Origin of the sequence: Paracoccus sp. 22332 (genome assembly GCF_052045125.1) — a bacterium.
Taxonomy (GTDB): Bacteria; Pseudomonadota; Alphaproteobacteria; order Rhodobacterales; family Rhodobacteraceae; genus Paracoccus; species Paracoccus haematequi_A.
Genome location: NZ_JBQEOI010000001.1, coordinates 124198 through 148294, shown reverse-complemented (window position 1 = coordinate 148294; position 24097 = coordinate 124198). Strand labels below are relative to the sequence as shown.

Here is a 24097-nt window from a genome sequence, read left to right as displayed (position 1 = left end):
GGAACGTCCGGCCCGGCTGGCGGTTGAGACCCTGCCACCAGCCAGCAATCCATGCCAGCCTCCGGGGGATTCATGCAGATCACACTTCACCTGAACGGCGCGACCCATGACCTTGACGTGGACGCGCGCACCACGCTTCTGGATGCGCTGCGCCATCACCTGGGGCTGACCGGCACCAAGAAGGGCTGCGACCACGGCCAATGCGGCGCCTGCACGGTGCTGATCGACGGCCGCCGGGTCAATTCCTGCCTGACCCTGGCCTGCATGGCCGAAGACGCGCAGATCACCACCATCGAGGGCCTTGGCAACCCCGACCGCCTGTCCCCGCTGCAACAGCAGTTCCTGGACCATGACGGTTTCCAATGCGGCTATTGCACGCCGGGCCAGATCTGTTCGGCGACCGGAATGCTTGAGGAGATCGCGGCGGGTTGGCCCAGCCACGCCTCGGCCAGTCTGGAGGGGCCGTTCGCGCTGTCCCACGCGGAAATCGCCGAACGGATGAGCGGCAATCTGTGCCGCTGCGCCGCCTATACCCATATCGTCGCGGCCATCCGCCAGGCGGCCGGCGCGGACGACCGGCACGAGGACGCGGCATGAGGGAATTCACCTATCTTCGCGCAGCGTCCCTGGCCGACCTGCCCGCAAGCGCCACGATCATCGCGGGCGGCACCAACCTGCTGGATCTGATGAAACACGAGGTGATGGCCCCCGATGCCCTGGTCGACATCACCCGCCTGGATCTGAACCGGGTCGAATCCGATGGCGACGGTCTGCGCATCGGCGCGCTTGTCAGAAACAGCGACCTGGCCGCGCATCCGGTCATCCGGCGCGATTATCCGGTGCTGTCGCGAGCGCTGCTGGCAGGCGCCAGCGGACAGTTGCGCAACATGGCCACGACCGGCGGCAACCTGATGCAGCGCACCCGCTGCCCGTATTTCTATGACCGCCGCATGGCCTGCAACAAGCGCGACCCCGGCGCGGGCTGCGCGGCCATCGGCGGGGTGACGCGCAACCATGCGATCCTTGGCGCGTCGGACCACTGCATCGCCACCTATCCGGGCGACATGGCGGTGGCCCTGCGCGCCCTGGATGCGGTGGTGAATATCGACGGCCCCGCCCCCCGGCAGGTGCCGCTGGCCGATTTCCACCTGCTGCCCGGCGACACCCCCGAAATCGAGACCGTGCTGCGGCCGGGCGAGATCATCACCGGCGTCACCCTGCCCGCCCCGGTCGGCGGTCAGCACCGCTATCGCAAGGTGCGCGACCGCGCATCCTATGCCTTTGCCCTGGTCTCGGTCGCGGCGGTGGTCGGCCTGGAAGATGGCCGGATCTCTCAGGCTGCGCTGGCCTTCGGCGGGGTGGCCGCGAAGCCCTGGCGTGACCCGGAAGTCGAAGCGGTGCTGGCGGGCCAGGAACCCTCGGACGCGCTGTTCGCCGAAGCGGCAGAGATCCTGCTGCGCCCGGCGAAAGCCTGGGGCGAGAACCAGTTCAAGATCCCCCTGCTGCGGCGCAGCCTGATCGCCACCCTGCGCGACGCGACCGGAATGGAGGCCAAGCCATGACACGGCACCTGCGGGTCGATGGCCCGAACCATGACGACCGCCTGGACCATATGGCGCAAGGCGTGCTGGGCCAGCCCCTCAACCGGCTGGAGGGGCCGCTGAAGGTCACCGGCCGCGCGACCTATGCCGCCGAGGCGCGGCCCCGCAACATGGCCTATGGGGTACTGGTCCAGGCCGAGATTCCAGCGGGCAAGGTGCTGGAGATCGACGACGCGCCCGGCGCCCTGGCGGTGATCCAGGACAAGCGGATGATCCATTACGCCGCCCAAGGTCAGGCCGAAAAGGCGCCGCCCTCGGGGCCGGAACGGGTCGAATACATGGGCCAGGCCATCGCCCTGGTCGTGGCCGAGACCTTCGAAGCCGCGCGCCATGCCGCCCAGAACATCGCCATCCGCTATGCGCCGGAAACCGTGCCGGTCATCCCGGAATCGGTGACGCCCGAACTGCCGCCGAAGAAGCAGTCGGCCACGGGCGATCTGGATCAGGCGATGCGCGACGCCGCCGTGACGGTCGATCAGGTCTGGCATACACCGTCGCAGATGTCGGCGGCCATGGAACCCCATGCCGCCATCGCGGAATGGGACGGGGGGCATGTCACCGTCCGGGCCGGGCTGCAAATGCTGTCGTCGAACCGCAAGCAGATGGCGGACGCCTTGGGCATCCGCGAAAGCAAGGTGCGGCTGCTGGCACCCTATGTCGGCGGCGGTTTCGGATCCAAGCTGGGGATCAATGCCGAGGCGGTGGCGGCCGCCATCGCCGCACGAGAGCTGAACCGGCCGGTGATGGTGGCGATGACCCGTCAGCAGGTCTTCGACCTGGCGCATCGCCGGTCGGAAACCCGCCAGCGGGTCCGGCTGGCTTGCGATGCAAACGGGGTGCTGTCGGGCATCGGCCATGACGTCCTGGTGTCGAACCTGCCGGGCAGCGAATTCTCCGAACCCGTGACCCAGGCCACGCCCTTCACCTATCAGGCGGCGCATCGCCAGATCGTCCATGCCGTCGCCCGCATCCATCGCGGCTGCGCCGGATCCGTGCGCGCGCCGGGCGAGGCGGTCGGCGTCACCATCTTCGAATGCGCCATGGACGAACTGGCCGAGGCCGCCGGGATCGACCCGGTGGAACTGCGTCTGCGCAACATCCCCGATGCCGAGCCGGTGACGGATCGTCCCTTTTCCAGCCACAAGCTGGCCGAGGCGCTGCGCGATGGCGCCCAACGCTTCGGCTGGTCGGCCCGCAAGCCCGCCGGGCAGCGCATCGAGGGGGAATGGTTCATCGGCATGGGCATGGCGGCGGCGGTGCGCGTCAACATGCTGGTCGAATCCCGCGCGCGCGTCACCTTGCACCAGGACGGCCGAGCCATCGTCGAGACCGACATGACCGATATCGGCACAGGCACCTATACGATCCTGGGGCAGCTTGCCGCCGAAATGCTAGGCCTTCCCGCTGACCGGGTCGAGGTCCGGCTGGGCGACACCGACTTTCCGCCCGCCGCAGGTTCGGGCGGATCCTTCGGCGCGGCCTCCAGCGGCAATTCGGTCTATCTCGCCTGCGAGGAAATCCGCAGCCAGATCGCCAAGGCCATGCGCTGCGACGAAACCGACCTGACGCTGCACGACGGAATGGCCCGCGCCGGGAACGTGTCGCGGCCGCTGTCCGAACTGATCGACGGCCAGATCACCGCCGAAGGGCATTTGCAGCCCGGCAAGACGGAAAAGACCCACCGTCAGGCGACCTGGGGCAGCCATTGGGCCGAGGTTGCCGTGAACCGCTGGACCGGAGAGGTCCGCGTCCGCCGGATGATGGGCGTCTTTGCTTGCGGACGTGTGCTGAACGAAAAGACCGCCCGGTCGCAATGCCTGGGCGGCATGAGCTTCGGCATCGGCATCGCCCTGACCGAGGCGATGGAACACGACCCCCGCGACGGCCATGTTGTCAGCCGCGACCTTGCGGAATACCATATCCCCTGCCATGCCGATGTCCCGGAGCTTGAGGTGCATTTCCTGCCCGAACGCGATGCCTATGTCGGCCCGCTGCAAGCCAAGGGACTGGGCGAACTGGGCATTTGCGGCGCGGGCGCGGCGGTGCTGAACGCTATCCACAACGCCTGCGGGGTGCGCGTCCGGCAGCTTCCGGCGACGCCGGACAAGATCATCGCCGGATTGGACTGATGCAGGCCGGGGCCTTTCCTGCCCCGTCGGGGGACATGCCCGACGATCCGCTGGGGGCGGCCTTGGCCTGCGACAATCCGGTCCTGGCGATCATCACCGGCATCACCGGCCCGTCCTATCGCCCTTTGGGCGAGATGATGGCCTTTTGCGGGGACCGGCAGGTCGGAACGCTCAGTTCCGGCTGCATCGAAACGGATCTGGCGCGCCATGCCCGGATGGCCTTGGCGAATGGGCCTGTTCGCTTGCGCTATGGGGAAGGCTCGCCCTGGTTCGACCTGCGCCTGCCCTGCGGCGGCGGGCTGGACGTGACCCTGATTCCCCGCCCCTGCCCGGCCCTGCTGGCCGAGATCGCGGCGGCGCGGGCGGCGCGCCAGCATGTCGCGCTTTGCGTCACCCCGGACCTGCGCCTGATCCGCTGCGATCCGGGGCCGACCGGCGCGACGCCGGAAGGGTTCCGCATCGCGCTGCCGCCCCCGCCCCGCTTTCTGATCTTCGGCCAAGGCCCCGAGGCCGCCATCTTCGCGGATCTGGTGCGGGTGGCTGGCTATCCTCATCTGGTCCTCGCGCCCGACCGCGAAGCCTTGTCGCGGGCCGAGGCGCGGGGGTCGCCGATCCGTCTGCTGCCCTGGCCCGCCCTGCCAGCCGACCTGAACATCGACGACCGCAGCGCCGTGGTCCTGTTCTTCCACGACCACGACTGGGAACCGCCAATCCTGGCCCGCGCCCTGGAATCGCCCGCCTTCTATATCGGCGCTCAGGGGTCGCGTCGCGCGCGCGATACGCGCCTGGAAAGCCTGCGCCAACTGGGCGTGACAAGGGACCTGGACCGCCTGCACGGCCCGATCGGCCTGATCGAATCAGCCCGCGATCCGCGCGTCCTGGCCGTCTCGGTCCTGGCCGAAGTTCTGGAACGGGCGTCGTGACCACGATCGTCCTGCTGGCGGCCGGCGCATCCCGGCGGTTCGGGTCCACCTGCAAGCTGCAAACGCCTTATCGAGGCAAACCTCTGATCCGTCATGCAGCCCAGGCAGTCCTGGCAACTGGATTGCCCGCCCTGGCCGTGACTGCCGACCCCGCGGTGGAAAACCTGCTGCCCGAATTCCGAATCATCCGCAGCATCGGACCGCAATCGCAGTCCCTGCGCGCCGGACTGGGGGCGGTGGATGATGACCGCGCCTTGGTGGTGCTGGGCGATATGCCACATGTCGATGCGGCGTTGCTGCTGCGTCTCGCCGCCGCACCCGCCCCGGCAGCGGCAAGCGACGGCGACCGCATCACCCCGCCCGCAAGTCTGCCGCGATCCATGTTCGCGGACATCGCGCTGCTATCGGGTGACCAAGGCGCGGGGGCGGTGCTGCGGACACGACCGGACCTGCACCGCGTCCGCGTCGATACCTGGCTGCTTCGCGATGTCGATAGGCCAGATGATTTATATTAGATAACAATAGGTTGTGACTATCGTCCCAGGATCTGACACAGACGGTCGAGGTCTTCAAGGTTTCGATAGCCGATGCTGACGACCCCTGCCCCATTCGATGCATGGTTGATCGTCACGGACATCTTCAACTGGGCCGAAAGGTCGGCTTCCAAGGCGCGCGTGTCGGCATCCTTGTCCGCTTTCCGCGCTGTTTGGGACTTTTCACCATTGGTAGTGGTTTTTGCCTTCTGGCGCACAAGATCTTCCGTCTCGCGGACGGACAAACCATTGTCGATCACCCGACGAGCCAAGGCCAGGGGATTATCCGCCGTGATCAGGGCGCGCGCATGGCCAGCCGTAAGCTTTCCATCCTTCACATAATCCTGGATCTGGTCGGGCAAGGTCAGCAGACGCAGCAGGTTGGCGATGTGGCTGCGGCTTTTGTTCAACGCCTCGGCCAGTTTTTCCTGGGTATGGCCGAATTTGTCCATCAACTGCCGGAAGGATGCGGCTTCCTCGATGGCATTCAGATCCGCGCGCTGAATGTTCTCGATGATCGCGACTTCCAGAACCTCGGTATCCGACAGGTCGCGGATGATGACCGGCAGTTCGTGCAATTGCGCCATCTGCGCGGCGCGCCAGCGGCGTTCGCCAGCGACGATCTGGTACAGCCCATCATCTTTGGGATGGCTGCGCACGATCAGCGGCTGCAAGACACCCCGCTGCCGCAGCGAATCCGCCAGTTCCTGCAAGGCGGCAGGATCAAAATGGCGTCGGGGCTGGTCGGGATTGGCAGTGATCTGTTCGATGGGGACCATGGTGCGGTCCTTCACCGGCTTTGCATCCGCCGGTCCGTCCAGATCCAGATCGGCCATCAGCGCCGACAAGCCGCGCCCCAGACCGCGCTTGGCAAGTTTACTGTCGGACATCAGGCTTCCTCCTTGACCAGTTTCAGACGCGCGGCGAACTCGGCCGCGAATTGACGATAGGCTGCGCTGCCCTTGGATGCGGGATCGTAGAGCAGGACCGGCTGCGCAAAGGACGGCGCTTCCGAAACACGCACATTGCGGGGAATGACGGTCGCAAAGACCAGATCGCCCAAGGTGGCACGGGCATCCGCCTCGACCTGCTGGGACAGGTTGTTGCGGTAATCGGACATGGTCAGCAAAACGCCATTCACCCGCAGGTTCGGATTGCCGCTTTGCCGGACATGCTTGACAGTCGACAGCAGCTGGGACAGGCCTTCCAGCGCGTAGAATTCGGCTTGCAACGGCACCAGAACGGCATCGGCCGCCACCATCGCATTGACTGTCAGCAGCCCCAAGGCCGGAGGGCAGTCTATCAGGACGATGCTGTCGGCCTCTGCCTGGTCCAGTTTCCGCCGCAGCAAGCGCGTGCGGTCCTTGACCTGCGACAATTCCACATCGGCCGAGGACAGATCCGAGGTCGCGGGTACGATGGAGAGGTTGGCAATATCGGTTTCCACACTGCACTCGGCCAAGGAGTCCTGGCCCGCCAACAGGTCATAGACGGTCTTTTCCCGCTGCTCGACATTAATCCCCAAGCCGGTCGAGGCATTCCCCTGCGGATCCAGGTCGACCAAGATGACCCGATGCCCCTGCATGGCCAAGGCCGCGCCCAGATTGATAGCCGTGGTGGTCTTTCCTACCCCGCCCTTCTGATTTGCAATGGCGACGACGCTATGCGCCATGTTTGACCCCGCTAACTTCCAATATCGCCGCACCGTCCTGTGTGCGACTGGGATGGGCGACATAATCGAAGCTCCAGGTCCGGTTGGCCTCTTCGATTTCGGTCTTCCACTGCCGTCCTTTCATCAGAAAGGCTGTCCCAGACGGCGCAAGGTGCAGGTTCAGATATGCCATAAGCTGCGGAAGGGGAGCAAGGGCGCGGGCACTGACATAGGCGGCATTCAGCGGAGGAATAGCTTCGATCCTTTGCGCCAGAACCGTGACGCGGGGCAAGCCGGCCTGCCGAATGACGGTGCGCAAGAAGGCCGCCTTACGCTGATCGCTTTCGACCAGAGTAAACGCGACCTTCGTATCGGCTTTTGCAATGGCCATCACCATGCCGGGCAATCCGCCGCCGCTTCCCAGATCAACCCAGGATCCCTCTGTAGCTTGGGCAAGATCGGTAAGCTGCAGGGCATCGGCTATATGCCGGTTCTGCAAATCCGTCAGAGTCGAGGGAGCGACCAGGTTTATGCGCGGATTCCACTGTTGAAGCAAGGAACAATAGATTTCCAGCCGCTCTGTTGTTTCACGTGAAACACTCATGCGCGGCGTTTGCCGGTCATTCGTGTGACGGTAAGCAACAACGTCAGCGCAGCAGGTGTCATTCCCTCGATTTTGGCAGCCGCCGCCAAGGTTGCCGGCTGGGCGGCCATCAGCTTGTCGGTCAATTCCCCTGACAAACCGGATAACTGACCGTAATCGAAATCCAGAGGCAGAGAGATCGCTTCATCGTTTCGGAGCATTTCTGCATCTCGAGCCTGACGTTCAGTATACTGATGATAGAGCGCGTCATTCCTGATCTGCTGCAATGTCTCTGCTCTGATGCTGCTCAAGGCAGGATACAAATCCATCAACTGTGCGAGCGGGATATCAGTCTGCCCAAGCAGGCCGAAAATCGTCCGCGATTGACCGTCCTGCCGTACCGCAATGCCCGCCTTGTTCAAAGCACTGGGACTGTAGCTTGCGGCTTCCAATTCCTGCCGTGCCGCGACATACCGGCCCTGTCGTTCTTCGAAAGCCACACCTCTCTCGGCGCCGACGCAGCCCAGCCTCAGGCCCAAAGGAGTCAATCGTTGATCGGCATTGTCTGCCCGCAAGGTCAGGCGAAACTCTGCCCGAGAGGTGAACATGCGATACGGCTCGGTCACTCCGCGCGTTGTAAGATCGTCGATCATGACTCCGATATAGCTGTCGGTCCGGCTGAAAATGACCTGATCACGATCAAGCGCCGCCAGCGCTGCGTTCAGACCCGCGACCAAGCCTTGCGCCGCCGCCTCTTCGTACCCGGTGGTGCCGTTGATTTGGCCCGCAAGATAAAGCCCGCTGACGTTCCTCAGACCCAGCGTCTGCCTCAAGGCGCGCGGATCGACATAATCGTATTCGACGGCATATCCGGGTTGAAGGATAGCGGCGTTTTCCAGCCCTTTGATCGATCTAACGTATTCCAGTTGGACCTCGGCCGGAAGCGAAGTGGAGATTCCGTTGGCATAAACGGTGCAATCGTTCAAGCCTTCCGGCTCCAGAAAGATCTGGTGCGATTCCTTATCCGCGAAACGCACCACCTTGTCTTCGATCGATGGACAATAGCGCGGCCCGCGTCCCGAGATATGTCCGCCATACATTGCGGAACGGGACAAGTTACGGCGAATGATATCGTGAGTGGTGGAATTTGTATGCGTGATGCCGCAGCTCACCTGCGGCGCTTCAACGTGACGGCTCAGATACGAAAACAGCGTCGGTTTATCATCTCCGGGCTGAGCTTCCAGGATATCCCAGTTGATCGTCCGACCGTCCAGTCGCGGCGGCGTTCCCGTCTTCAACCGTCCCAAGGGAAGATCATAACGCAACAGCGAATCTGCAAGACGGTTGGATGCCTGATCCCCCAAACGTCCCGCTGCACGGCTAACGTCTCCGATATGGATAACGCCGTTTAGAAAGGTTCCGGTCGTCAAGACCACGGCAGCCGACGACACAACTGCCCCGTCAGCCAGTTCGACCCCTGTTACATCGTGGTCAGTTCCGATCAGCGACGCCACTTCCGAAAATAGAAGCGTCAAATTATCCTGCTTCGACAAGGTCCTGAAGGCCGCGTCCCGGTACAAGGCACGATCCATCTGTGCGCGAGGCCCTTGGACAGCCGGACCTTTCTTGCGGTTCAAAAGGCGGAACTGGATACCCGCCTGATCCGCAATTCGTCCCATCAGGCCGTCCAAAGCATCCACTTCCCGGACCAAGTGCCCCTTGCCCAACCCCCCAATAGCGGGATTGCAAGACAAGGTTCCGATGTCTTCCCACCTCATGGTCACAAGCGCGGTTCGAGCACCCAGACGCGCCGCGGCCGAGGCAGCTTCGATTCCCGCATGGCCGGCGCCCACCACGATCACGTCGTATTGTTTCACGTGAAACACCTATTTCCCGATACAAAACGAAGAGAAGATGACATCCAGATAATCTTCCGCGCCGATTCTGCCAAGCAAACGATCCAGTGAACTGGCCGCACGACGGATCGCCTCGGCCAGCAGTTCCGCTGGCAGGCCATCCACTTCGCTTGCAGATTCCCGCGCTTCGATCAAGGCGCCAAGCTGCCGTTGATGACTTACCAGGCCGGCATCCGCGGTTCGGACAGACAGGACGGTAAACAAATTCTCCAGCAAGCTGTCGATCCCTTCCCCCGTCACCGAGGACACGGATAAATCAGAGGATCTCTCACCCAGATCCACCTTGCTGACCACTTTCAGATCGCCGTGCTGCCACAGGGACTCGTCCACTTCCCCTGTCGGCGAAAGATGGATCCTCAGATCCGCTGCCGCTGCACGTCCGCGGGCACGATCTATCCCCAAGCTCTCGATCCTGTCCTGAGCATTCCGCAGTCCGGCCGTGTCCAGCAACGTCACAGCCAGTCCCCGCAAATCCAGACGCAGTTCGATGATATCGCGTGTGGTTCCCGCGATGTCCGAAACCAAAGCCACCTCTCGGCGCGCAATGCGGTTGATGAGGCTGGATTTTCCTGCGTTCGGCGGACCTATGACCGCGACTTCGAAACCACTGCGGATCCGTTCCGCCGCAACATATCCGTTGATCTGCTCGTCCAGTTCCTGCCGGAATTCCGCCAGCAGATCGAAAACTTCCTCTGGAACGGTTTCTGGAACATCCTCATCGGCGAAATCCACGCTGCTTTCCACCAGGGCACCTGCCCGGATCAGCAGGGAACGCCAACCATCCGCCTTTCGCGCCAATTCTCCATTGCTCAGTCGCAACGCCATGCGGCGTTGCGATTCGGTTTCAGCGGCCAGAAGATCGCCCAGACCTTCGACTTCGGACAGATCCATCTTGCCGTTCAGGAAAGCGCGGCGCGTGAATTCCCCGGCTTCGGCCAAACGCAGGCCCTGAGATGTCAGGATCTGGCCCAAGCGACGAACAATGACCGGCGCGCCGTGCAGATGAATCTCGGCCACGTCTTCGCCCGTGAAGCTGTGTCCTGCCTCGAACCAGATCACCAAGGCCCGATCCAGAACGTCGTCGCCGTCCCGAATATCGCGAAGATAGGCTTGGCGGGCCAAGGGAAGGACACCGGCCAGCCGTTCAGCTGCCAAGCGCGCACCATCACCGCTGATGCGAATAATGGAAACGCCACCCCGCCCAGGCGGGGTGGCTTCGGCAAAGATCAGATCCATAGCGGCCCCGTCAGGCGTTCATCGAATCGAAGAATTCCGAATTGGACTTGGTCTGCTTCAGCTTCGAGATCAGGAACTCGATGGCGTCGGTCGTGCCCATCGGGTTCAGGATCCGGCGCAGCAGATAGGTTTTTTGCAAGTCTTTGGAATCGACCAGTAATTCTTCCTTCCGCGTACCGGATTTCAGGATATCCATGGCCGGGAAGACACGCTTGTCGGCCACCTTGCGGTCCAGCACGATCTCGCTGTTGCCGGTGCCCTTGAATTCCTCGAAGATCACCTCGTCCATGCGCGAGCCCGTGTCGATCAGCGCAGTCGCGATGATGGTCAGCGATCCGCCTTCCTCGATATTACGCGCGGCACCGAAGAAACGTTTGGGCCGCTGCAAGGCATTCGCATCGACGCCGCCGGTCAGAACCTTGCCAGAGCTGGGGACAACCGTGTTGAATGCTCTACCAAGTCTTGTGATTGAATCTAGAAGAATCACAACATCTCGTTTATGCTCGACCAAGCGCTTGGCTTTCTCGATGACCATTTCGGACACCGCAACGTGACGGCTGGCCGGTTCGTCGAAGGTCGAGGACACGACCTCACCCTTGACCGAGCGCTGCATGTCGGTGACTTCCTCGGGGCGTTCGTCGATCAGCAGCACGATCAGATAGCATTCGGGATGGTTGCGTTCGATCGAATGGGCGATGTTCTGCAGCAGCACCGTCTTGCCGGTGCGCGGCGGCGCCACGATCAGAGACCGCTGGCCCTTGCCGATCGGCGCCACCAGGTCGATGATCCGGGCCGAGCGATCCTTCAGGGTCGGATCCTCGATCTCCATCTTCAGCCGCTCGTTCGGATACAGCGGCGTCAGGTTGTCGAAGGCCACCTTGTGACGGGCCTTTTCAGGATCTTCAAAATTGATCCGCTCGACCTTGGTCAGGGCGAAGTAACGCTCGTTCTCGCCAGGCGCGCGAATCACGCCTTCCACCGTATCGCCGGTGCGCAGGGAATGCTGGCGGATCATGTCGGGGCTGACATAGATGTCGTCGGGACCGGGCAGATAGTTCGCAGCGGTCGACCGCAGGAAGCCGAAACCGTCCTGAACCACCTCCAGCACGCCGTCGCCGCCGATGTCGAAGCCTTCCTCGGCATGCTCCTTGAGGATCGAGAACATCATCTCGCCCTTGCGCATGGTCGAAGCGTTCTCGATCTCCCATTCCTCGGCCAACGACAGCAGTTCGGCCGGGCTTTTGGCCTTGAGTTCGGACAGGTTCAGACGTTCTTCGGACATGATGGCACCGCAATCGCCCGCGGCAGCGCCGCACGGCTGGTCAGGATATGAATCGGGAATCCCCGTGCCGGACGGCCGGGCTTGCGCGTCACATAGACAGCGGAGGCACCAAAGTCAATCGCGGCGGTCAGAACTTGACGATCACCGACAGTACGATCCCCACCATCAGCAGCGTCGGAACCTCGTTCATCATGCGATAGCGCCGTCCGGGCTGGCCCCGCCCCGCCAACAGGACGCGCCGTTGCCCGGCACACCACATATGAAACCAGGTCATGCCCAGCACGCAGGCCGCCTTGGTCCAGGGCCAGACCATCGACCAGTCGACGATGCCCGGCGTCAGCACCAGCGCCAGACCGCTGATCCAGGTGGCGATCATCGCCGGGTTCATGATCAGTCGCAGCAGCTTCTGTTCCATGATGATGAAGCTGTCGGCGGGTTCGGGCGCCTGACCGCGTTCGGCGTGATAGACGAACAGACGGGGCAGATAGAACAGACCCGCCATCCAGGAAATCACCGCCATGACGTGAAACGCCTTGGCATAGGGATAGATCACCGAAAGCCCGTCCAGCATCGTCGTTCTTCTTCTTAAATAGAAAAGAAAGATAAAGGATGATGTTGATGTAGGCCCTGTGGACAGCGGGATAAAGCGGAAATCCCGCGATTCGTCCCCGGATCCTCGGGATGTGGATAATTCCGGGAAGATCACGGCAAAAATTAAAATTAAGACCTTTTTTCAGTGATGTACCATGTGGATAAATCTGTGGAGACTGCGGTCGCGGCGGCGTTCTCCACAGATCCGGGGCCGCGGGAGGGGAAGTTATGCACCTGGGGACGCGTGGCCCGCGTTCGCCGGATGTTCCCGCCCGGATTTCGTCCCGGTCCCAAGCGTGCCGTCCTGCCCCCATGATTCGACCCGATTCCCCCCGAATCTTATCCACAGGCAGGATGGCCACACTGCGCATCCCCTTGCGACAGGATGCTTTTTTTCGCGGGCATAGCGGCCTAGGCTGGACGGCAAGCCAAGGGATGCCTGCCATGACCGACGATCAGCCCAGCCGACCCGCCCATGTCCCGCTTGCCGGAGTGATCGGGATGCCCATTGTCCATTCCCGGTCGCCGCGCCTGCACGGCCATTGGCTGCGCCGTTACGGGATCGCGGGGCATTATATCCCCATGCCGGTGATGCCCGAACACCTGGCCGAGGTTCTGCGCGCCCTGCCCCGCCTGGGTTTCGTCGGCATCAACGTGACGATCCCGCACAAGGAAGCCGTGCTGACCCTGGCCGATGCCGTGACCGACCGGGCGGCGCTGATCGGGGCGGCGAACACGCTGATCTTCCGCCCCGGCGGCAAGATCCATGCCGACAATACCGACGGCTATGGCTTCATCGCCAACCTGCGCCAGAACGCGCCCGACTGGCAGCCCGATGCCGGGCCTGCTGCGGTCATCGGTGCGGGGGGCGCGGCTCGGGCGGTGGTCGCCTCGCTTCTGGACAGCGGCGTCAGGGAATTGCGCATCACCAACCGCACCCGGATCCGCTCTGAACAGATCAAGGCGGAATTCGGCGCGCGGCTGGTCGTCTATGACTGGGCGCAGGCGGGCAACATGCTGGAAGGCGCGGCCACCGTGGTCAACGCGACCTCACTGGGGATGGACGGGAAGCAGCCGCTGCGCGTACCGCTGGACGCGCTGTCGCCGGATGCCCTGGTCACCGATCTGGTCTATACGCCGCTGATGACGCCCTTCCTGCTGGACGCCCAGGCGCGCGGCTGCCGGGTGGTGGACGGGCTGGGGATGCTGCTGCACCAGGCGGCGCCGGGTTTCGAACGCTGGTTCGGCCGCCGCCCCGAGGTTGACGAGGAAACCCGCAGGATCGTGCTGGAATGACCTTCCGCTTGGGCCTGACCGGCAGCATCGGCATGGGCAAATCCGCCACGGCGCAGATCTTCCGCGACCTGGGCCATCCGGTCTGGGACGCCGACCAGGCGGTGCATCGCCTGTATGCGCCGGGCGGTGCGGCTGTCGGGCCGGTCGCGGCGGCCTTTCCGCCGGCGCTGCGGGACGGCGGCATCGACCGCGAGGCGCTGAAAGCCGTGATCGCGGACGACCCGGCGGCCCTCGACCGGCTGTCGGCCATCGTCCATCCCATCGCCGCAGCCGATCGCGAGGCGTATATCGCCCGTCACGCCGACGCGCCGCTGGTCGTTCTGGATATTCCGTTGCTTTACGAAAACGGCTATCAGGCTCTGATGGACGGCGTGGCGGTGGTCTCGACTGATGCCGACACGCAGCGGCGGCGGGTGCTGGCGCGGCCGGGCATGACGGACGATCTGCTGGCCCTGATCCTGTCGCGGCAGATGCCGGATGCGGACAAGCGGGCGCGGGCCGACTGGATCATCCCGACCGACAGCCCCCAGGCCGCGCGCCGTGCCGTCGACCATATCGTGAAGGAGATCGCCGCCCGTGCGTGAGATCGTGATGGACACCGAAACGACCGGCTTCGATGCGGACAAGGACGACCGCATCGTCGAAATCGGCGGGATCGAGCTTTTCAACCACCTGCCCACCGGCCGGACCTATCACGTCTATATCAACCCCGAACGCCCCATGCCCCCCGACGCCTTCGAGGTGCATGGCCTGGGCGACGACTTCCTGCGCGACAAGCCGAAATTCGCCGAGATCGCCCAGGGCTTCGTGGATTTCATCGGCGACGATTCCCGGCTGGTCATCCATAACGCCAGCTTCGACATGAAATTCCTGAATGCCGAACTGCGCCGCCTGGGCCGCCCCACCCTGCCCTGGTCACGCGCCCTGGATACCCTGGCTTTGGCGCGGGAAAAATTCCCCGGCTCGCCGGCGTCTCTGGACGCGCTGTGCCGCCGCTTCGGGGTCGACAACTCGAACCGGCAGCGCCACGGGGCGCTTCTGGACAGTGAGCTTCTGGCCGAGGTCTATCTGGAGCTGATCGGCGGCAGGCAGCCCGATCTGGTGCTGGACCAGCCTGCGCAGCGCGGCGCAGTCGCCGGGCCGCAGGGCGCCAGCGGTCCGCGCAATCCCCGCCCCACGCCGCTGCCTTCTCGCCTGACCCCGGCCGAGGCTGCGGCCCATGCCGAATTTGTCGCACGTCTGGGGGAAAGCGCGGTCTGGGCGCGCTATGGCGGTTGACAGATCCGCCTGCCGGTGACGCCATGACCTTGGGCTGACACAAGGACGACGGTGCCGATGCTGCGAGAAATCTGGTCCTTCTGGGCGGCCGTTTTCGAACGCATGGACAAGATCCATATGGGCCTGATCGCCGCGGGCGTCGCCTTTTATGCCATGTTCGCCGTCTTTCCGGGCCTTGCCGCGATCCTGGCGCTGTGGAGCCTGTGGTTCGATCCGAACGTGATCATGACCTATATGGACGTGGCCCACGAATTCCTGCCGGACGGCGCCGCGGAACTGATCGATGCACAGGTGCTGTCGCTGACCTCGACCGGGCGCACCTCGGTCGGCTGGACCTCCTTCGTGTCCTTCATGGTCGCGACCATCGCCGCCCGCGCCGGGGTCGAGGCGGTGGTGGGCGGGCTGAACGCCGCTTATGGGGTGCGCGGCCATTCGACGATCTTCGGCTTCGTGCTGGCCTATGCGCTGACCCTGGCCATCGTCGGCATTTCGCTGGCCGGGCTGGCGACCATCGTGATCGTGCCGATCCTTCTGAATTTCCAGGTGTTCGAGCAGGTGCGCGGCTGGCTGGTCGCGGGCCTGCCCTGGGGGGCGATGTTCCTGCTGGTGGTCCTGGGAATCGGCATCCTGTATCGCTATGGTCCCAACGTGAAGACGCCGCGCACCCCGGTCTTTACCTGGGGGGCGTTCTTCGCGGCGATCCTGTGGGCGGCGGCCTCGGTCGCGTTCTCGGCCTATCTCAGCAGCTTCAACAGCTATAACCGGATCTACGGATCCATCGGCACGGTGGTCGCGCTGCTGATGTGGTTCTATCTGGCAGGGTTTTCGGTGCTGCTGGGGGCGCTGATCAATGTCGAACTGGCCCGCCGCCGCCGCGTCCGGGCCGCGCGCGAGGCGCGGGCTTCGCTGCTGGCGGATGCGAAAAAGACGGCGGAATGACCCGCCGCCCCTTGCCTGGTCGTGGGCCGGTCAGGCCGCGTCCAGCCCTTCGGTCGATGAAAAGAACATCGCCTGGCTGACGGCGGAACGGACCTGTTCCTCGGTATAGGGTTTCGAGATCAGGAAGGCCGGTTCGGGCCGTTCGCCGGTCAGCAGCCGTTCCGGGAAGGCGGTGATGAAGATCACCGGGATATCGCCCAGATCGCGCAGCAATTCGTTCACCGCGTCGATGCCCGACGATCCGTCGGCCAGCTGGATGTCGGCCAGGATCAGGTCCGGGCGCGACTGGCCCGCCAGCTCGATGGCGGCGGTATGGGTCCGGGCCACGCCCGTCACCTCGTGGCCCATGGCCTGGACGATGCCCTTCAGGTCCATGGCGATGATCATCTCGTCCTCGATCACCATGACCTTGCCGCGCAAGCTCGCGCTCATCTCGGTCAGGGCGATCTGGACCAGTTCCTCGGCCTCGGCCTGGTCGATCTGCATGACCCGGCCGATCTGGTCATAGCGCAACTCCTCGATCGTGCGCAGCAGCAGCGCCTCGCGGGAATTGGCGGTCAGGCTCCGCAGGTGATCCTGCGCCCGCGCTTCGCGCGCCGTGCGATCGGCATCGTCGATGGGCTGGCCCGAGCTTTGCCAGATCGCATGGAAGGTGCGGAACAGGCCGATGCGGATATCCTCCTCGGCGTCCAGGACGGATCGGTCCGACAGGATGGCTTCCAGGGTGGCTGCGGCATAATTGTCACCGGCGCGCTGGCTGCCTGTCAGCGCACGCGCGTATCGCCGCAGATAGGGCAGCTCGCGCCCGATGGACTGGGCAAGGTCGGCAGACGACATGTTTCAGATCCTTCGAATTTCACATATTGTGCGGAACCTGTCCTAACCCCTACAGGTTGGTCAACGTGCGCACAAGATTACCGGGACTAACAAAAGAATGACACCGAAGCGAGATGACCGTCGCAAGGCGGCAGTCGAGAAGCAGATTGACGAAAACTTGCGTCGCGCCTTCGAACAGGACACGACCGAAGAAATTCCCGACCGTTTTCTTACCCTTCTCGAACAGCTGCGCGAGCAGAAGTGACCCATTTCCAAAAGCGACGATCCGCGACGGTGGACGGTGAAAGAATGAAGACTTCCGCGACCATTGATCCGCGCGATCAGCTGGTGGACCACCTTCCCGCCCTGCGGGCCTTTGCCCTGTCGCTGACGCGGGAAGGGGCTGGCGCCGACGATCTGGTGCAGGACACCATCGTCAAGGCCTGGACCAACATGGACAAGTTCCAGGCTGGCACCAACCTGCGGGCTTGGCTGTTCACGATCCTGCGCAACACCTTCTATTCCGCGCGCCGCAAGACCAAGCGCGAGGTCAGCGACAGCGATGGCATCCACGCCGCGCGCCAGGCCACGCGCCCCGACCATGACGGGCGTCTGGCGTTGAAGGATTTCCGCGCGGCGTTCCAGCAACTGCCCGACGAACAGCGCGAGGCCCTGATCCTAGTCGGCGCCTCGGGCTTTTCCTACGAGGAAGCGGCCGATATGACCGGCGTGGCCATCGGCACCGTCAAATCGCGGGCCAATCGCGGGCGGCGCAAATTGGCCGAACTGTTGCACATGGAAAACGGCGAGGATCTGGATATGACCGATCAGGCGACCCTGGCCGTGATGGCGTCCAGCCACACCATCGCCCGCTAGGGGGCGCCGGTGCTCCGGCGGATCAGCGATCGGCTGGATTTCACGCGCAAGCTGGGGTTCCGGCTGGGCGCCCTTCTGTCGGTGGCGATCCTGCCGCTGGGCCTGATCTCACTGATCCAGAACTTCAACCTGGTGCGCGAGGCCGAACGCGGGGTGGAACTGGCCCTGCTGGGGCGCACCTCCTCGGCCGCGGCGGGGGAACGGGCTTTGCTGCAAAGCGCCCTGGGTTCGGCCGACGCGCTTGGCCCGGCAGTGCTGGAATCGCTGGACCGGCCGCAGGTCTGCGCCGACCTGATGCGGAATTTCATCGAACGCAGCGCCACCTATGTCTTTGCGGGCTTCGTGCCGCTGGACGGGATCAGCACCTGCAATTCGTCGGGCGGCGACCAGCCGGTCGATTTCACCCAGTCCGAAGGATACAAGCGGTTCATGGAAGAACCGGGAACGCTGGTCACCTCGCTTCAGTCCGGGACCGTGACCAGGCGTCCTGTGGTGCTGGTGACGCAGCCGCTGTATCGCGACCGGCAGATGCTGGGCTATATCGGCCTGTCGCTGACCACGGAACTGCTGCGGTCGACCCACAACATCACCTTCGGGACCGAAGGCGCGCGGATCGTGACCTTCAACCACCGGGGCGAAATCCTGACCTCGGACAGCGATGCCGAGACATCGACCCAGGACATCCTGCCGCAGAACATGAACCTGGTCGATCTGCTGTCGCGCACGGAAACCACCTTCAAGGCGCGCGCGGGCAACGGACAGACGCGCACCTTCACGGTGGTCCCTGCCGTTCCGGGGCTGGTCTATGCTCTGGGAAGCTGGTCGCCCCGGACCGCCAGCGTCGGCCTGTTCCAGCTGTCGCGGCTGGGCGCGGTGACGATCCCCATGGCCCTTTGGTTGGTGTCGCTGGCGGTGGCCTATTTCGCGGTCTTCCGCATGGTGCTGCGCCACATCACCGTGCTGCGATCCCAGATGCGCCGCTTTGCCATCGGCAATCGGTCCGAGCCGCCCCCCGTGCTGTCCGACGCCCCGACCGAGATCTTCGACGTCAGCCAGACCTTCCACAACATGGCCCGGATCCTGATCCGCGACGAGGAAGCGATGGAGGAGGCGGTCGCCGAAAAGACCGTTCTTCTGAAAGAGGTTCACCACCGGGTGAAGAACAACCTGCAACTGATCGCCTCGATCATCAACATGCAAAGCCGGGTGATCGACGATCCCGATGCCAAACGCGTGCTGCGGTCGGTCCAGGACCGGGTGGCGGCCCTGGCGACGATCTATCGCAACCTCTATCAGGCCGAACACCTGGACGCGGTCGAGGCCGGGCGCCTGATCTGCGACATCGTGAACCAGATGGTCAGCGCATCGGTCGAGCCGGGCAGCGATCTGCGGGTCGAGACGCATATCGAGACCCTGGTCCTGCTGCCAGACCAGGCCGTGCCGCTGTCGCTGCTGGCGACCGAGGCTTTCACGAATGCGTTGAAATATGCGGGCACGGCCCCCGGCCAGGATGCGCCCTGGGTCAGGATCAGCCTGACCTCTCCGGCGCCGGGGCGCGGGGTGCTGGAGATCGCGAATTCCATCGACCGGACCGGCAAAACGGGCGGCACCGGCCTTGGCAGCCAGCTGATCGAGGCCTTCACGACCCAGCTTGAGGGCGAGGCCACGACGGGGATAGAGGGCGACAGCTTCGTGCTGCGGCTGGAATTCGCGGTCCAGGCGGGCAATGTCGCGGCGGATGGGCGCAATGTGGTGCTGACCTCGGCGGCGCGGGCGGGCGCGCGGCATTGACCGCTTGCGCAGGCAGGGCGGGGCACTATCTTGGCAGGCATGGACGCGCGGGACCGCATTGATCTGACGACCGGCCGGGGGCTGATGGCCTGTCCGCGCTGCGATGCCTTACATGTCGAGGAAGAACTGCAACCCGGCGAAACCGCGCGCTGCATCCGCTGCGGCGGGGTGCTGGCCAAGCCGCGCGGCGGGGCGTTCACGCAACTGATCGCGCTGTCCTTCACGTCGATGGTCCTGATGATGGGGGCGGTGTTCTTTCCGTTCCTGGAAATCTCGCGGATGGGCTTCGGCAATGCGACCTCGCTGTTCGGGGTGGGCATGGCCTTCGCCGACGGGGTGCTGCTGCCGCTGGTGCTGGCGGTGATGGTGATGATCGTCGGCCTGCCGGTGCTGCGGGCCTTCCTGCTGGTCTACACGCTGACGCCGCTGGCCCAGGGCCGCGCGCCCTACCGCCATGCGGCGCGGGCCTTCCGCTGGTCGGAACTGATGCGCCCCTGGTCCATGGCCGAGATCTTCGTGATCGGCACCGCCGTCGCCCTGATCAAGGTCGCGGGGCTGGCGACCGTGCATCTGGGACCGGCCTTCTGGGCGTTCTGCGCGCTGATCCTGGTCAACGTCGCCTCGCGCGGGTTCATGTGCCAGACGACCATCTGGGACGCCATCGAGGATGCCGGCCTGCCCACCGACGGCCGGGAAATGGTCGAGGGACGCAGCGCATGAGCGAGGACGGCCACGCCGCGCCGATCCTGACCGCGCATCGCGCCGGGCTGCTGGGCTGCCGGTCCTGCGGCCGCGTCTGGCCCCAGGACCGGCAAACCTGCGACCGCTGCGGCGCGGATCTGGTGCCGCCCGACCGCCGGGGCCTGCAAAAGGTCTGGGCCTGGTGGGCCGCCGGGCTGATCATGTACGTCCCCGCCAACCTGTTTCCGATGATGCGGACCCAGACCTTCGCCGGGCTGCAAGGCAGTTCCGAAGCGACGATCCTGCAAGGCGTGGTCGAACTGATGCATTACGGCAATTACGACATCGCCATCATCGTCTTCGTCGCCTCGGTCGTGGTGCCGGTGGCCAAGTTCCTGGCGATCGCCTGGCTGGCGATGGTTGCGGGACGGCCCGCGACGGTCGAACAGGCCCATACCCGGCTGAAAATCTATGAGGTGGTGGAATTCATCGGCCGCTGGTCGATGATCGACGTGTTCGTGGTGGCGATCCTGTCGGCCCTGGTGCAACTGGGCTTCGTCGCCTCCATCCATCCGGGCCCTGCCGCGGTGTCCTTTGCGCTGTCTGTTGCCTTCACCATGCTTTCCGCGCAAAGCTTTGATCCAAGACTGATCTGGCGCGGGCTTCCGCTGCGCAGCCGGACGGCCACCGAGGGGCAGGACTGACACCGCGATGACCGACACGCCGCCGCTGAAACCGGCAAGCCCTGTGCGCAAGACCGCTGCGCGCGCCGCCCAAGCCGGGATCAATGTCATCTGGCTGGTCCCGATCGTCGCCCTGATCGTGACGCTGGGCATTGCCTGGAACGCCTATGCCGATCGGGGCGAGGTGATCGAGGTCGAATTCGCCGACGCGACCGGCGTGACGCCCGGCGAAACCGCGTTGCGCTTCCGCGAGATCACCGTGGGCCAGGTCGAATCCGTCAGCTTCACCTCGGATCTGTCGCGCGTGGTGGTCAAGATCCGCGTGGACAAGGACGTCGCCCCCTATATCGACGCCGAGGCGTCGTTCTGGATCGTCCGCCCGCAGGTCACGGCCCAGGGCGTGACGCGCCTGGACACGGTGCTGACCGGATCCTTCATCGAAGGCTATTGGGACGCGAACGTGACCGCGCCCCAAAACCATTTCGTCGGGCTGGACCGTGCGCCGCTGATCCGGGTGGATACGCCCGGCACCCAGGTCACGCTGTCGATGGAAAACGCCGACGGCATCAGCGAGGGCGCGCCGGTCCTGTATCGCGGGGTCCAGGTCGGACGGATGGAAAACCTGCGCCTGGCCGACACCGAGGATCAGGTCATCGCCGACGCCTTCATCGAGGCGCCGCATGACAAGCGGCTGACCACCTCGACCGTGTTCTGGGACACCTCGGGATTCTCGCTGTCGCTGGGGGCGTCGGGTGTGTCCTTCAACGTGAACTCGCTGTCCTCGGTCCTGCAAGGCGGCGTGGCCTTCGACACCCTTGTCAGCGGCGGCCGCCCGGTCGAGCCGGGCCATGTCTATGTCCTGCAACCCGACGAGGAGACCGCCCGAAACGACATCCTGGCCAGCGAGAGCGGCGAACCGCTGCGCATCGCCATGCTGATCGACGATTCCCTGCAAGGGCTGGCCAAGGGCGCGGATGTGCAGTTCCAGGGCCTGCGGGTGGGCCAGGTCACCGATCTGGCGGTGACGCTGGACCAGCCCGGCGGCGACATCCGGCAGGCCGTGACCCTGGCGATCTCGCCCGCGCGGCTGGGCCTGGGTGCCGAGGCCACGCCTGAAGACGCGCTGGCCTTCCTGCAACAGGCGGTGGCCGACGGGCTGCGCGCGCGTGTCGCCAGCGCGGGGTTCCTGGGCACCTCGCTGAAGGTCGAACTGGTCGAAATCCCGGATGCCGAACCGGCCAGCATCGACCTGGACGCAGAACCGAACCCGATCATCCCCTCGGTCGCGGGCGACCTGGACGATTTCAGCGCCAGCGCCCAGGGATTCATGGCCCGCATCGGCAACCTGCCGTTCGAGGAGGTCTTGCGGTCGGCCACCGACATGATGAACAGCATCACCGCCATCGCCAGTTCCGACGACACCCGCGCCATTCCCGAAGCCCTGCGACAGACGCTGGACCAGACGCGCGGCGCCGCGACCGACATCGGCACCATGGCCCGCGATCTGCGCGACAACGGCACGGCCGAAAACATCGCCCGCTTGGTCGAGGAAGCCGCCGCCGCTGCCGAGGCGGTCAAGCTGGCCGCCGCCGATGCCCCCGCGATGGTCGAGCAGATCGACGCGGCTGCGGCCGCGGTCGAGGAATTCAACTTTTCGGAAATCAGCGCCCAGGCCGAAGGTATTCTGGCCGATCTGCGCGCCATGCTGGGCAGCGAGGATGCCGAGCAACTGCCGCGCAACCTGTCCGACACGCTGGAAGCCGCATCGGGCCTGCTGAACGACCTGCGCGACGGCGATGCGGCGGGCAGCCTGAACGACGCCCTGGACAGCGCCAGCACCGCCGCCGACCAGGTGGCGCAATCCGTGCAGCGCCTGCCGCAACTGATCCAGCGGCTGGAGGCGACGGCGGCGCGGGCGGACGGGGTGCTGGCGTCTTATGGCGACCGTTCGGCCTTCAACACCGAGGCGATCAACATGCTGCGCGAACTGCGCCGCGCGACGGCGGCCTTCGGCTCGCTGGCCCGGCTGATCGAACGCAACCCCCGCGCCTTCATTCTGGGACGATGACATGACCCACCGCCTGCCGCTTGTCCTTGCCTGCCTTGGCCTTCTGGGGCTGTCCGCCTGTTCCGACCCGGAAAAGACCGCGCGCTACCTGATCGACCCGCCGCTGACGGGGGGACAGGTGCCCAACCGCCTGGGCAGCGCCGAACTGAAGGACGTGTCGCTGCCCGAATACGCCTCGGCGCAAGAGGTCGCCTTCCAGACCCAGGACGGCGCCGTGCGGTCGAACCCCGACAACCTGTGGGCCGACAACCCGCAGCGCGCCTTTACCCTGTCGCTGGCGCGGGCCATTTCGGACGTCTCGGGCGCGACGGTGATCGGCGAACCCTGGCCGCTGGCCGAACCGCCCCAGCGGGTGCTGGAGGTTCGCGTCGAAAAGGCCCTGGCCCAGGCCAACGGCGTCTATCGCCTGTCGGGGCGCTATTTCGTGGCGGACGATGCCAGCGGCGGCGCGAACCACGCCCGCAGCTTCGACATTTCCGTGCCGATGGGAACATCCAGCCCTGCGGCCTCGGCTGCGGCTGCGTCATCGGCCATCACGCTGCTGGCCCAGCAGATCGCCACCCTGTCGGGTCCGGGCCGCACCATCGCCACCACCGCGCCCGCCGATCCCTTCGCCCTTGATCCCCTGTTCTGAGGGGCAGGAAAAAAAATTGGCGGATGGTCGAAAAACCATCCGCCAAACAACCCGCAAGGGACAGGGAACACCGTTTAAACAGAGGGACTTGGCGGGTTATCCCGATCCCGGTAATCGCCGGGGCAGGATCCAGGGTCGCAGCCCGGTTCGGCGCGACCCATGACGCGCACGATGACCGGCAGCACGAACTGGTCGAAACAGGCCCGGTCGGGCGCGAAGGCACCGGGACGCCCGACGCCTCCGCAATCTTCGCAATCCTCGATGCCGCCCCAGCAATTCGGGCAGGCACCCAGGGCGCAGGCCAGCATCTCGACATGATCGACAAGAAGCCGGTTCTCCTGCTCGAGCCGCCGGAATGCGGCCCAGGTGGGGCGGTCGGCCTCGGCGAGAGGAGCGCCGAATCCTGATCGTCCCGGCACCGCCGCCATCAGGCCGTCTGGCGTCTGGACCGGCGCATTCCGCGCACCCCCCGGTCCACCGCCCAGAAGCTGAAGCGCGGCGATCACGTTGTTGAAATTCGGAATTGTGTCACCCGGCATGTCGTTCTTTCCTCCTGCTGCTGCCAAGCGAGGCGTCACCCCGTGCGACCG

General features: G+C 64.8%; 25 protein-coding genes. 16 read left to right on the top strand and 9 right to left on the bottom strand.

Going from position 1 to position 24097, the window contains the following annotated elements; genetic code table 11:
- The first annotated feature begins 72 nt into the window (after nt 1–72).
- The 5 genes from ACTJI6_RS00655 to ACTJI6_RS00635 are packed head-to-tail and all read left to right on the top strand — an operon-like array spanning nt 73 to nt 5168.
- A complete protein-coding gene (locus tag ACTJI6_RS00655) occupies nt 73–597 on the top strand; it encodes a 2Fe-2S iron-sulfur cluster-binding protein (RefSeq protein ID WP_440796935.1) in 525 nt (174 codons plus the stop codon).
- Nucleotides 594–1562 carry an FAD binding domain-containing protein gene (locus tag ACTJI6_RS00650; RefSeq protein ID WP_440796933.1) on the top strand — a complete coding sequence of 323 codons (969 nt, stop codon included), beginning with the start codon at nt 594–596 and terminating at the stop codon, nt 1560–1562. Before ACTJI6_RS00655 ends, ACTJI6_RS00650 begins: the two co-directional genes overlap by 4 nt.
- Nucleotides 1559–3730, top strand: a complete 2172-nt coding sequence (locus ACTJI6_RS00645) for a xanthine dehydrogenase family protein molybdopterin-binding subunit (RefSeq protein WP_440796931.1) — start codon at nt 1559–1561, stop codon at nt 3728–3730. Before ACTJI6_RS00650 ends, ACTJI6_RS00645 begins: the two co-directional genes overlap by 4 nt.
- Nucleotides 3731–3765: 35 nt before the next feature.
- Complete coding sequence (locus ACTJI6_RS00640) at nt 3766–4653, top strand: XdhC family protein (RefSeq protein ID WP_440796929.1); 888 nt, start codon at nt 3766–3768, stop codon at nt 4651–4653.
- Nucleotides 4650–5168, top strand: coding sequence for a nucleotidyltransferase family protein (locus ACTJI6_RS00635; protein WP_440796927.1), 519 nt, complete (start codon nt 4650–4652; stop codon nt 5166–5168). The genes ACTJI6_RS00640 and ACTJI6_RS00635 overlap by 4 nt, the downstream gene beginning before the upstream one ends.
- 17 nt (nt 5169–5185) lie before the next feature.
- On the opposite strand, the gene ACTJI6_RS00630 is transcribed toward ACTJI6_RS00635, so the two are convergent.
- The 7 genes from ACTJI6_RS00630 to ACTJI6_RS00600 all read right to left on the bottom strand — a co-directional run bounded on the left by ACTJI6_RS00630 (nt 5186) and on the right by ACTJI6_RS00600 (nt 12425).
- The gene (locus ACTJI6_RS00630) at nt 5186–6076 is read right to left on the bottom strand and encodes a ParB/RepB/Spo0J family partition protein (RefSeq protein ID WP_440796925.1); all 891 of its coding nucleotides are present in this window, start codon (nt 6074–6076) and stop codon (nt 5186–5188) included.
- Nucleotides 6076–6858 (bottom strand): ParA family protein, encoded by a 783-nt coding sequence (locus tag ACTJI6_RS00625; RefSeq protein WP_440796923.1) that lies wholly within the window; start codon nt 6856–6858, stop codon nt 6076–6078. The genes ACTJI6_RS00630 and ACTJI6_RS00625 overlap by 1 nt, the downstream gene beginning before the upstream one ends.
- Nucleotides 6848–7441, bottom strand: coding sequence for a 16S rRNA (guanine(527)-N(7))-methyltransferase RsmG (rsmG, locus tag ACTJI6_RS00620; RefSeq protein WP_440796921.1), 594 nt, complete (start codon nt 7439–7441; stop codon nt 6848–6850). Before rsmG ends, ACTJI6_RS00625 begins: the two co-directional genes overlap by 11 nt.
- Entirely contained in the window at nt 7438–9297 is a 1860-nt protein-coding gene (gene mnmG, locus ACTJI6_RS00615; RefSeq protein WP_440796919.1) for a tRNA uridine-5-carboxymethylaminomethyl(34) synthesis enzyme MnmG, read from the bottom strand. Before mnmG ends, rsmG begins: the two co-directional genes overlap by 4 nt.
- A 9-nt stretch (nt 9298–9306) precedes the next feature.
- Nucleotides 9307–10572 (bottom strand): tRNA uridine-5-carboxymethylaminomethyl(34) synthesis GTPase MnmE, encoded by a 1266-nt coding sequence (gene mnmE / locus ACTJI6_RS00610; protein WP_440796917.1) that lies wholly within the window; start codon nt 10570–10572, stop codon nt 9307–9309.
- 10 nt (nt 10573–10582) lie between these two features.
- A complete protein-coding gene (rho, locus tag ACTJI6_RS00605) occupies nt 10583–11854 on the bottom strand; it encodes a transcription termination factor Rho (RefSeq protein WP_126153462.1) in 1272 nt (423 codons plus the stop codon).
- A gap of 127 nt (nt 11855–11981) precedes the next feature.
- Nucleotides 11982–12425 (bottom strand): CopD family protein, encoded by a 444-nt coding sequence (locus ACTJI6_RS00600; RefSeq protein WP_440796914.1) that lies wholly within the window; start codon nt 12423–12425, stop codon nt 11982–11984.
- A 464-nt stretch (nt 12426–12889) separates the two neighbouring features.
- Between ACTJI6_RS00600 and ACTJI6_RS00595 the strand changes: the two genes are divergently transcribed.
- Genes ACTJI6_RS00595 through ACTJI6_RS00580 form a run of 4 tightly spaced genes read left to right on the top strand, consistent with a single transcriptional unit; the run spans nt 12890 to nt 15958 of the window.
- Nucleotides 12890–13741, top strand: coding sequence for a shikimate dehydrogenase (locus ACTJI6_RS00595; protein ID WP_440796912.1), 852 nt, complete (start codon nt 12890–12892; stop codon nt 13739–13741).
- Nucleotides 13738–14325 carry a dephospho-CoA kinase gene (gene coaE, locus ACTJI6_RS00590; RefSeq protein ID WP_440796910.1) on the top strand — a complete coding sequence of 196 codons (588 nt, stop codon included), beginning with the start codon at nt 13738–13740 and terminating at the stop codon, nt 14323–14325. The genes ACTJI6_RS00595 and coaE overlap by 4 nt, the downstream gene beginning before the upstream one ends.
- Nucleotides 14318–15019, top strand: coding sequence for a DNA polymerase III subunit epsilon (gene dnaQ, locus ACTJI6_RS00585; protein ID WP_440796908.1), 702 nt, complete (start codon nt 14318–14320; stop codon nt 15017–15019). Before coaE ends, dnaQ begins: the two co-directional genes overlap by 8 nt.
- A 57-nt stretch (nt 15020–15076) precedes the next feature.
- Nucleotides 15077–15958: a YihY/virulence factor BrkB family protein gene (locus tag ACTJI6_RS00580; protein ID WP_126153467.1), complete on the top strand. Its 882-nt coding sequence runs from the start codon at nt 15077–15079 to the stop codon at nt 15956–15958.
- Nucleotides 15959–15988: 30 nt separating this feature from the next.
- Here ACTJI6_RS00580 and ACTJI6_RS00575 read toward each other — a convergent pair whose 3' ends face one another.
- Entirely contained in the window at nt 15989–16795 is an 807-nt protein-coding gene (locus ACTJI6_RS00575; RefSeq protein WP_126153468.1) for a response regulator, read from the bottom strand.
- Between the two features lie 97 nt (nt 16796–16892).
- Between ACTJI6_RS00575 and ACTJI6_RS00570 the strand changes: the two genes are divergently transcribed.
- From ACTJI6_RS00570 to ACTJI6_RS00540, 7 genes are read left to right on the top strand one after another with little or no spacing between them, the layout of a single operon-like run.
- The gene (locus ACTJI6_RS00570) at nt 16893–17039 is read left to right on the top strand and encodes a NepR family anti-sigma factor (RefSeq protein WP_440796906.1); all 147 of its coding nucleotides are present in this window, start codon (nt 16893–16895) and stop codon (nt 17037–17039) included.
- A 44-nt stretch (nt 17040–17083) separates the two neighbouring features.
- Entirely contained in the window at nt 17084–17650 is a 567-nt protein-coding gene (locus ACTJI6_RS00565) for an RNA polymerase sigma factor (RefSeq protein ID WP_440796904.1), read from the top strand.
- A 9-nt stretch (nt 17651–17659) separates the two neighbouring features.
- Nucleotides 17660–19441 (top strand): histidine kinase dimerization/phosphoacceptor domain -containing protein, encoded by a 1782-nt coding sequence (locus ACTJI6_RS00560; protein ID WP_440796902.1) that lies wholly within the window; start codon nt 17660–17662, stop codon nt 19439–19441.
- A gap of 39 nt (nt 19442–19480) precedes the next feature.
- Nucleotides 19481–20161 (top strand): paraquat-inducible protein A, encoded by a 681-nt coding sequence (locus tag ACTJI6_RS00555; RefSeq protein ID WP_440797322.1) that lies wholly within the window; start codon nt 19481–19483, stop codon nt 20159–20161.
- On the top strand, nt 20158–20826 hold the full coding sequence (locus ACTJI6_RS00550) for a paraquat-inducible protein A (RefSeq protein ID WP_440796900.1): 669 nt from the start codon (nt 20158–20160) through the stop codon (nt 20824–20826). The genes ACTJI6_RS00555 and ACTJI6_RS00550 overlap by 4 nt, the downstream gene beginning before the upstream one ends.
- A 7-nt stretch (nt 20827–20833) precedes the next feature.
- A complete protein-coding gene (locus ACTJI6_RS00545) occupies nt 20834–22873 on the top strand; it encodes a PqiB family protein (RefSeq protein ID WP_440796898.1) in 2040 nt (679 codons plus the stop codon).
- Between the two features lies 1 nt (nt 22874).
- Complete coding sequence (locus ACTJI6_RS00540; protein ID WP_440796896.1) at nt 22875–23507, top strand: PqiC family protein; 633 nt, start codon at nt 22875–22877, stop codon at nt 23505–23507.
- Between the two features lie 74 nt (nt 23508–23581).
- Here ACTJI6_RS00540 and ACTJI6_RS00535 read toward each other — a convergent pair whose 3' ends face one another.
- Entirely contained in the window at nt 23582–24046 is a 465-nt protein-coding gene (locus ACTJI6_RS00535) for a hypothetical protein (RefSeq protein WP_440796894.1), read from the bottom strand.
- Nucleotides 24047–24097 lie beyond the last annotated feature (51 nt).

Bases quoted from the DNA above. Each gene is read 5' to 3' on its own strand.
- ACTJI6_RS00645 (WP_440796931.1), top strand. From the start codon at position 1,559: ATGACACGGCACCTGCGGGTCGATGGCCCGAACCATGACGACCGCCTG.
- mnmE (WP_440796917.1), bottom strand. From the start codon at position 10,572: ATGGATCTGATCTTTGCCGAAGCCACCCCGCCTGGGCGGGGTGGCGTT.
- ACTJI6_RS00630 (WP_440796925.1), bottom strand. From the start codon at position 6,076: ATGTCCGACAGTAAACTTGCCAAGCGCGGTCTGGGGCGCGGCTTGTCG.
- ACTJI6_RS00600 (WP_440796914.1), bottom strand. From the start codon at position 12,425: ATGCTGGACGGGCTTTCGGTGATCTATCCCTATGCCAAGGCGTTTCAC.
- ACTJI6_RS00575 (WP_126153468.1), bottom strand. From the start codon at position 16,795: ATGTCGTCTGCCGACCTTGCCCAGTCCATCGGGCGCGAGCTGCCCTAT.
- ACTJI6_RS00570 (WP_440796906.1), top strand. From the start codon at position 16,893: ATGACACCGAAGCGAGATGACCGTCGCAAGGCGGCAGTCGAGAAGCAG.
- ACTJI6_RS00640 (WP_440796929.1), top strand. From the start codon at position 3,766: ATGCCCGACGATCCGCTGGGGGCGGCCTTGGCCTGCGACAATCCGGTC.
- ACTJI6_RS00545 (WP_440796898.1), top strand. From the start codon at position 20,834: ATGACCGACACGCCGCCGCTGAAACCGGCAAGCCCTGTGCGCAAGACC.
- ACTJI6_RS00540 (WP_440796896.1), top strand. From the start codon at position 22,875: ATGACCCACCGCCTGCCGCTTGTCCTTGCCTGCCTTGGCCTTCTGGGG.
- ACTJI6_RS00565 (WP_440796904.1), top strand. From the start codon at position 17,084: ATGAAGACTTCCGCGACCATTGATCCGCGCGATCAGCTGGTGGACCAC.
- ACTJI6_RS00655 (WP_440796935.1), top strand. From the start codon at position 73: ATGCAGATCACACTTCACCTGAACGGCGCGACCCATGACCTTGACGTG.
- ACTJI6_RS00555 (WP_440797322.1), top strand. From the start codon at position 19,481: ATGGACGCGCGGGACCGCATTGATCTGACGACCGGCCGGGGGCTGATG.
- ACTJI6_RS00580 (WP_126153467.1), top strand. From the start codon at position 15,077: ATGCTGCGAGAAATCTGGTCCTTCTGGGCGGCCGTTTTCGAACGCATG.
- rsmG (WP_440796921.1), bottom strand. From the start codon at position 7,441: ATGAGTGTTTCACGTGAAACAACAGAGCGGCTGGAAATCTATTGTTCC.
- coaE (WP_440796910.1), top strand. From the start codon at position 13,738: ATGACCTTCCGCTTGGGCCTGACCGGCAGCATCGGCATGGGCAAATCC.
- rho (WP_126153462.1), bottom strand. From the start codon at position 11,854: ATGTCCGAAGAACGTCTGAACCTGTCCGAACTCAAGGCCAAAAGCCCG.
- ACTJI6_RS00625 (WP_440796923.1), bottom strand. From the start codon at position 6,858: ATGGCGCATAGCGTCGTCGCCATTGCAAATCAGAAGGGCGGGGTAGGA.
- ACTJI6_RS00535 (WP_440796894.1), bottom strand. From the start codon at position 24,046: ATGCCGGGTGACACAATTCCGAATTTCAACAACGTGATCGCCGCGCTT.
- ACTJI6_RS00550 (WP_440796900.1), top strand. From the start codon at position 20,158: ATGAGCGAGGACGGCCACGCCGCGCCGATCCTGACCGCGCATCGCGCC.
- ACTJI6_RS00595 (WP_440796912.1), top strand. From the start codon at position 12,890: ATGACCGACGATCAGCCCAGCCGACCCGCCCATGTCCCGCTTGCCGGA.
- ACTJI6_RS00650 (WP_440796933.1), top strand. From the start codon at position 594: ATGAGGGAATTCACCTATCTTCGCGCAGCGTCCCTGGCCGACCTGCCC.